6 protein-coding genes are annotated in these 6,233 nt (G+C 70.2%); 1 reads left to right on the top strand and 5 read right to left on the bottom strand.

The window, feature by feature from the left end:
* The 5 genes from EHS43_RS34350 to EHS43_RS34330 form a co-directional block, all read right to left on the bottom strand.
* Window positions 1–1,160: PASTA domain-containing protein (locus EHS43_RS34350; protein WP_125194556.1), on the bottom strand; the 1,160-nt coding region annotated here is incomplete at its 3' end.
* Between the two features lie 68 nt (window positions 1,161–1,228).
* Window positions 1,229–2,179, bottom strand: coding sequence for a cytochrome c oxidase assembly protein (locus EHS43_RS34345; RefSeq protein ID WP_125194555.1), 951 nt, complete (start codon window positions 2,177–2,179; stop codon window positions 1,229–1,231).
* A 114-nt stretch (window positions 2,180–2,293) separates the two neighbouring features.
* On the bottom strand, window positions 2,294–3,319 hold the full coding sequence (locus EHS43_RS34340; RefSeq protein WP_125194554.1) for a 6-phosphofructokinase: 1,026 nt from the start codon (window positions 3,317–3,319) through the stop codon (window positions 2,294–2,296).
* Window positions 3,320–3,515: 196 nt separating this feature from the next.
* Window positions 3,516–4,244 (bottom strand): type 1 glutamine amidotransferase, encoded by a 729-nt coding sequence (locus tag EHS43_RS34335; RefSeq protein ID WP_007380395.1) that lies wholly within the window; start codon window positions 4,242–4,244, stop codon window positions 3,516–3,518.
* Between the two features lie 16 nt (window positions 4,245–4,260).
* Entirely contained in the window at window positions 4,261–5,499 is a 1,239-nt protein-coding gene (locus tag EHS43_RS34330) for a MurT ligase domain-containing protein (protein ID WP_125194553.1), read from the bottom strand.
* 112 nt (window positions 5,500–5,611) lie between these two features.
* Here EHS43_RS34330 and def point away from each other — a divergent pair, with 112 nt between their 5' ends.
* The gene (gene def, locus EHS43_RS34325; protein ID WP_185806535.1) at window positions 5,612–6,166 is read left to right on the top strand and encodes a peptide deformylase; all 555 of its coding nucleotides are present in this window, start codon (window positions 5,612–5,614) and stop codon (window positions 6,164–6,166) included.
* The last annotated feature ends 67 nt before the right edge of the window (window positions 6,167–6,233 follow it).

Below are 6,233 nucleotides of genomic sequence, written 5' to 3'. Positions count from 1 at the left end.
GGCGAGGGCGGCTTCGTGGACGGGGGTGGCTTCGAGGGCGAGGGCGGCTTCGTGGGCGACGAGGGACCGGTCCGGCCGCCCGGTGAAGTCGGTGGACCCGACGACGCCGGGGTGCTCGTGGGCGGTGTACCCGACCCGGAGGACGGCGGCGGGGGAGTGGTCGTGGGCCCGCTCGTGCCTCCGTTCGTGCCCCCGCCCGTTCCGCCGGAGGCACCCGTGCCGTCCCCGGCCACGGTCAGCGTCACGTACCGCCCGAACGGCAGCTCGGTCCCCGCGGGGGGATCGGTCGCCGTGACCCTCGCGTCCCCGGACGGCGCCCGCTGCCCCGCGTACCCGGCCGCCAGACCGGCGTCGACCAGTTCCCGGCCGGCCCGGGCGAAGGTCCTGCCGACGAGGTCCGGCACCGTGCGCCGCTTCCTCGCGTCGAACGCGGTGTCCTTCTCACCGGTGCTGCCGACCGGACGGCTGATGCCGCGGGCCGGTTCCCGGGCATCGACGAGCGCGACCCGTGCCAGTTTCCGCGGCGCGGGCTTCACGGCCACCACGGATCCACGTGCGTATCCCGCCCACTTCTTGTTGCCGTCCTCGAACCGGACGGAAATCCGGCCGGTGTCGCCCTTGAAGGGCCGCAGTGGATTTCCGCACGAGCACTTCACAGCCGGAAGCCCTTGTTCATCGACGAGAATCGCGATTCCCGCCTGGAGCAAGGAGTTGTACGGGACGGCATTTTCCTTCTTGTAGTCGTGGTTCTCGACAAGAGTGTCGTGACGCAGCAGAACCGGTGTGAGTCGATCCAGATATTCCGGTATCGCGTCCGTGCCGATGTTCAGGACGTTGGCCCAGGCCTGTGCTTTTCTGTGATTCCCGGGATCGGTGAGGAATCGTTCCAGTGCGGCGACATCACAGATGGTCGGCTGCTTGCTGCCGCCGTACAGACCAGGAGTGTCCCCCTGCTGGAGACTGCCCCGGACGGGCTGCGAGCGCACGGTGACGGCGTCCCTTCCCAGCCCGCTGTTCTCCTCGAAGAACGGCGCGAGCGAGGGCACACCGACGGCCACCGCCTTGACCGCCGCCAGTGGATCTCCCTTCCCGCAGCCGCTCAGCAGCAGCGAGAAAATCGCCGGCACGACGATCCTGTGCATCAATGCGCGAAATGTCATGACCGCTCCCCCCGGCGGTTCCCCCAACGCGCTTCATGCTACTGAATGCCGCGGAAAGGCGGAGCCTCTCAACGCTCGCGCGTGCTCAAAGAGGCAAGATATGCGTTGTACGCCTCGAGTTCCTTGTCGCCGTCCCGGTCGGCGGCCCGGTCCGAGCGCTTGGCCTGCCGCTGTTCGGAGCCGTACCACTGGAACAGCAGTGCGATCAGCACCAGCACGGAGGGAATCTCGCTGAACGCCCAGGCGATACCGCCGGCGTAGTTCTGGTCGGAGAGCGCCTCGATGCCGAGCGAGGCGGGCGGGTTCTTGAACGTGGTCACCATGGGCTCGGACGCCATCATCAGCGCGATGCCGAAGAACGCGTGGAACGGCATCCCGGCGAACAGCTCCAGCATCCGCATCAGATACCCGGGCCGGTGCGGTCCCGGGTCCACGCCGATGATCGGCCAGAAGAAGACGACGCCGACGGCGAGGAAGTGGACCATCATCGCGACGTGCCCGGTCTTCGACCCCATCAGGAAGTCGAAGAGGGGCGTGAAGTACAGCGCGTACAGGCTCGCGATGAACAGGGGGATGGTGAACGCCGGATGCGTGATGATCCGCATGTACCGGCTGTGCAGCAACGCGAGCAGCAGCTCACGGGGCCCCTTGCGCCCCTTGCCCGCGACCGGCAGCGCCCGCAGGGCCAGGGTGACCGGGGCGCCGAGCAGGATGAGGATCGGCGACAGCATGCTGATGACCATGTGCTGCACCATGTGCACGCTGAACATGACCATCCCGTAGTCGTTCAGCCTCGTGCACATCATCAGGCCGATGGTCAGCACACCGGCCACGTAGGAGACGGTGCGCCCCGCGGACCACGAGTCCCCCCGGCGCCGCAGCCGCAGGACTCCCCAGGCGTACAGGCCGAGCGCGAGAAGGCAGGCGACGAGGAAGAAGGGGTCGGCCGACCACTGAAGCCCTCGTCCCAGCGTGAACGGCGGCAGGTCGTGCGTCATGCCGTGCCCGCTGTGGTCCATCGCGGCGGCTCCTGATTCGTGGGGGTTGTGCGTGTCTGTCCGCCACACAGACTAGAACCGCCCCCGGTCGCGGCTGCGACCGGGGGCGGGTTCCTCAGTGCCGTACGCGCTGATCTAGAGGACGCACTCGGCTTCCTCGTAGCGGTCCGCGGGGACCGTCTTCAGCGTCTCCACCGCCTCCGCCAGCGGCACCATCACGATGTCGGTCCCGCGCAGCGCGGTCATGTGACCGAACTCCCCGCGGTGCACGGCCTCCACCGCATGCCACCCGAACCGGGTGGCCAGCACCCGGTCGTACGCGGTCGGCGTACCGCCGCGCTGCACATGCCCGAGGATGACCGGCCGGGCTTCCTTCCCCAGCCGCTCCTCCAGCTCGATCGACAGCTGGCGGGCGATCCCGGCGAAACGCTCGTGGCCGTAGATGTCCTTGCCGCCCTCGTCGAAGGCCATGGAGCCCGGTGCCGGCTTGGCCCCCTCGGCCGCCACGACGATCGCGAAGCGCTTGCCCGCCTCGAACCGCTCGCCGACCCGCCGGGCCAGCTCCTCGATGTCGAAGGGACGCTCCGGCACCACGATGGCGTGCGCACCGGCCGCCATGCCCGAGTGCAGCGCTATCCACCCGGTGTGCCGTCCCATGACCTCGACGACGAGCACCCGCTGGTGGGACTCGGCGGTGGTCTTGAGCCGGTCCAGGGCCTCGGTCGCCACCCCGACGGCCGTGTCGAACCCGAAGGTGACGTCCGTGACCGCGATGTCGTTGTCGATCGTCTTCGGCACGCCCACGATCGGCAGACCGGCGTCCGACATCAGCCGGGCCGCCTTGAGCGTGCCCTCACCGCCGATGGGGATGACCGCGTCGAGCCCGAGCTCCGCGACATGCCCCCGGGCCCGCTCCACGCCGTCCCGCAGGTGCGAGGGCTGGACCCGGGAGGAGCCGAGGATCGTGCCGCCGCGGGCCAGGATGCCGCCCACCGCGTCGAGGTCGAGCTTGAGGTAGTCGCACTCCAGGAGGCCCTTCCAGCCGTCCCGGAAACCGATGACCTCGTCGCCGTGGTCGACGACGGCACGGTGCACGACGGACCGGATGACGGCGTTCAGGCCGGGGCAGTCGCCGCCGGACGTGAGGACACCAATGCGCATAGCCGCGAGAACCTTTTCAGCGAGTGACGTGGCATGGGTCCGGACCACGCTGTCCGGCTCGAACCCCGCCACCCTAGCGGCAGGAGGGGGCGGGGCCGAAGCATGCGTCCGCCTGCTGGACTGCCGCGCTCACCTGTGCGGAGCAGTCGTCAGACGGGCTGGTGAAAGGACTCTGGAACCGAGGTGAACTCCCTGTTCAGGCGGGCTGCTGCGCGGCGGTGATGCGCTCGTTGCGCAGGGCCTCGTACCAGCGGTCGTCGGTCGGCGGCAGCGCGTTCACGTCGAGCGCCAGCTTCAGCAGCAGGTCGGCGATCAGCGGGTTGCGCGCGAGCACCGGCCCGTGCATGTACGTACCGAACACCGTGTCGTTGTACGCGCCCTCCGTGCCGTCCCCGGTGCCGTTGCCCTTGCCCAGCTTGACGTTGGCGAACGGGCGGGCGGTGGGGCCGAGATGGGTGACGCCCTGGTGGTTCTCGAAGCCGGTCAGCGGCGGCAGGCCGAGGCGCGGGTCGATGTCGGCGAGCACGTCACCGACGCAGCGCTCGCCCTCACCGCGCACCGAGACCACGTCGAGCAGGCCGAGGCCGGGCTCGCGCTGGCCGAGGTCGTTGATGAACTCGTGGCCGAGGATCTGGTACCCGGCGCACACCGAGAAGACGATCGCGCCGTTGCCGACGGCCCGGTGCAGACCGCCGTCCCGGCGCAGCCGCTCGGCCGCCAGCCGCTGGGGCCGGTCCTCGCCGCCGCCGATCAGGTAGATGTCGCCGGAGGTCGGGATCGGCTGGTCGCTGCGCACGTCCAGGCGGGCCACGTCGAGGCCGCGCTGGCGGGCCCGGCGCTCGATGACGAGGGCGTTGCCCTGGTCGCCGTAGGTGCTGAGCAGGTCGGGGTAGATCCAGACGATCCGCAGTTGGTTGTCGCTCACAAAAGTCCCCTGAGTCTCAGTTGCCGACGCGGCGGCGCAGGTCCTGGAAGGCGGTGTAGTTCGCGATGACCTCGATGCGGCCGGGCGGACTCATCTGCACGGCCTGGTCGAGGTTGTCGCAGACCTGGAAGTTCTGGTTCGCGACCTCGAGGCGCACCGCGAGGTCCAGCTTCCGGTCGCCGATCACGCAGATCGGGTGGCCGGTCAGGCGCGTGTAGTCGACGTCCCACAGCCAGGAGGTGTCGGTGCCGTCGGCGCCGCGGGCGTTGACGGAGAGGATCACCGGGGTGGGCGGCGGGTCGATCAGGCTGAACGTCTCGAGCCAGCCGGCCGGGTTCTTCGCGAGCAGCAGCCTGAGGTCGCGCTGCTGGAACTGGACGATGTCGTAGCGGCCGGCCACGGCCTGCACCTGGTACATGCGCTCCAGGGCGACCTGCGGCGGCACACCGAAGACGGCGGCGACGGCGGCCGAGGAGGCCGCGTTGGCCTTGTTGGCGCGGCCGGGCAGCTGGAGGTGGATCGGCCAGGCGGAGCCGTGCGGGTCGAGCACGTGGTCACCGGAGAGCGCCCAGCTCGGGGTGGGACGCCGGAAGCCGCACTCGCCGCAGAACCAGTCGTCGCCCGGCCGCTGCATCACGCCGCCGCAGGACGGGCAGGACCAGGCGTCGTCCTTCCACATCTGCCCGGCGGCCACCCAGATGACGTTGGGGGAGGAGGAGGCGGCCCACACGACGAGCGGGTCGTCGGCGTTGGCGACGACGACCGCCTTCGAACCGGCCAGCCCCTCACGCCAGTTCTCGGCGAGCATGCGGGTCTCGGCGGCCCGGTCCAGCTGGTCGCGGGAGAGGTTGAGCAGGGCGATGCACTTCGGGTCGGTGTCCCGGGCCACGCCCGCGAGGTACTTCTCGTCGACCTCGATGACGCCGTACCGGGAATCCGAGCCGCCGGCGAGCGCCGAGGTGATGCCGGCGGGCATGTTGGCGCCCAGCGCGTTGGAGACGACCGGCCCGGCGGCGCCGAGCGCCTCCGCGATCAGCCGGGTGGTGGTGGTCTTGCCGTTGGTCGCCGAGACCAGGACGACGTCCAGGTTCTGCGCGAGCCGGGCAAGGAGGTCGGGGTCGAGCTTGAGGGCCACCCGGCCGCCGATGACCGAACCGCTGCCGCGCCCCGCGGCTCGGGATGCCGCCGCGACGGCCTTGCCCGCCGTCACGGCCAGCTTGGCCCGCGGCGAGAGCGGGTCCGAGTTGCCTGTCATCAGTTCTCGATCCTCCTTGCGTACGCGCCGCGACTCTGCCTCCGGCCACGTGGTGTGGACCTCAGCCTATCGAGATCCGAAGGCACTCCCGAATCGCCGTACCCTTGCGGCCATGCGAAACGGCTCCATTCCGGGCACCCGTGGCCGGGTCCGGCCCCTCACCCTGCTCGGCAGCCCCGTGCTGCACGAACCCTGCGCGGACGTATCGGACTTCGGCCCGGACCTGGCGACGCTGGTGGAGGACCTGTTCGCGACGATGTACGCGCACGAGGGTGTGGGCCTCGCGGCGAACCAAGTGGGCGTCCCCCTCCGCGTGTTCGTGTACGACTGCCCGGACGACGAGGAGGTCCGCCACCTCGGCCACGTGGTGAACCCAAGGCTGGTGGCAGCGGACGGTCTGCTGTTCAGGGGGCCCGAGGGCTGTCTGTCGCTGCCGGGCCTGGAGGCGGGGGTGGAACGCCACGACCACGCGGTGGTGGAGGGTTTCACGGCGACGGGCGAACCGATCACCGTGCACGGGACGGGGTTCTTCGCCCGCTGCCTTCAGCACGAGTGCGACCACTTGGCGGGCAAGGTCTACGCGGACCACGTGACGGGATGGCGTCACCGCAAGCTGATGCGGAAGGTGCGGAGGGCCGCTTGGCACCGGTCAGGTGAACCCACCTAGGGGCGCGGGGAACTGCGCGACCAGCCCCCACGGCCCCGCACCCGGGATGCAACGATCAGAACCCCGG

It is taken from the genome of Streptomyces sp. RP5T (genome assembly GCF_003933965.1).
In the GTDB taxonomy this organism is placed as follows: domain Bacteria; phylum Actinomycetota; class Actinomycetes; order Streptomycetales; family Streptomycetaceae; genus Streptomyces.
Note: the sequence above shows the minus strand (reverse complement) of the source record. Positions and strands in the feature narration are given on the sequence as shown.

Excerpts from the sequence above, each read along its gene's own strand:
- EHS43_RS34345 (WP_125194555.1), bottom strand. The coding sequence starts at position 2,179 with ATGGACCACAGCGGGCACGGCATGACGCACGACCTGCCGCCGTTCACG.
- EHS43_RS34340 (WP_125194554.1), bottom strand. The coding sequence starts at position 3,319 with ATGCGCATTGGTGTCCTCACGTCCGGCGGCGACTGCCCCGGCCTGAAC.
- EHS43_RS34330 (WP_125194553.1), bottom strand. The coding sequence starts at position 5,499 with ATGACAGGCAACTCGGACCCGCTCTCGCCGCGGGCCAAGCTGGCCGTG.
- def (WP_185806535.1), top strand. The coding sequence starts at position 5,612 with ATGCGAAACGGCTCCATTCCGGGCACCCGTGGCCGGGTCCGGCCCCTC.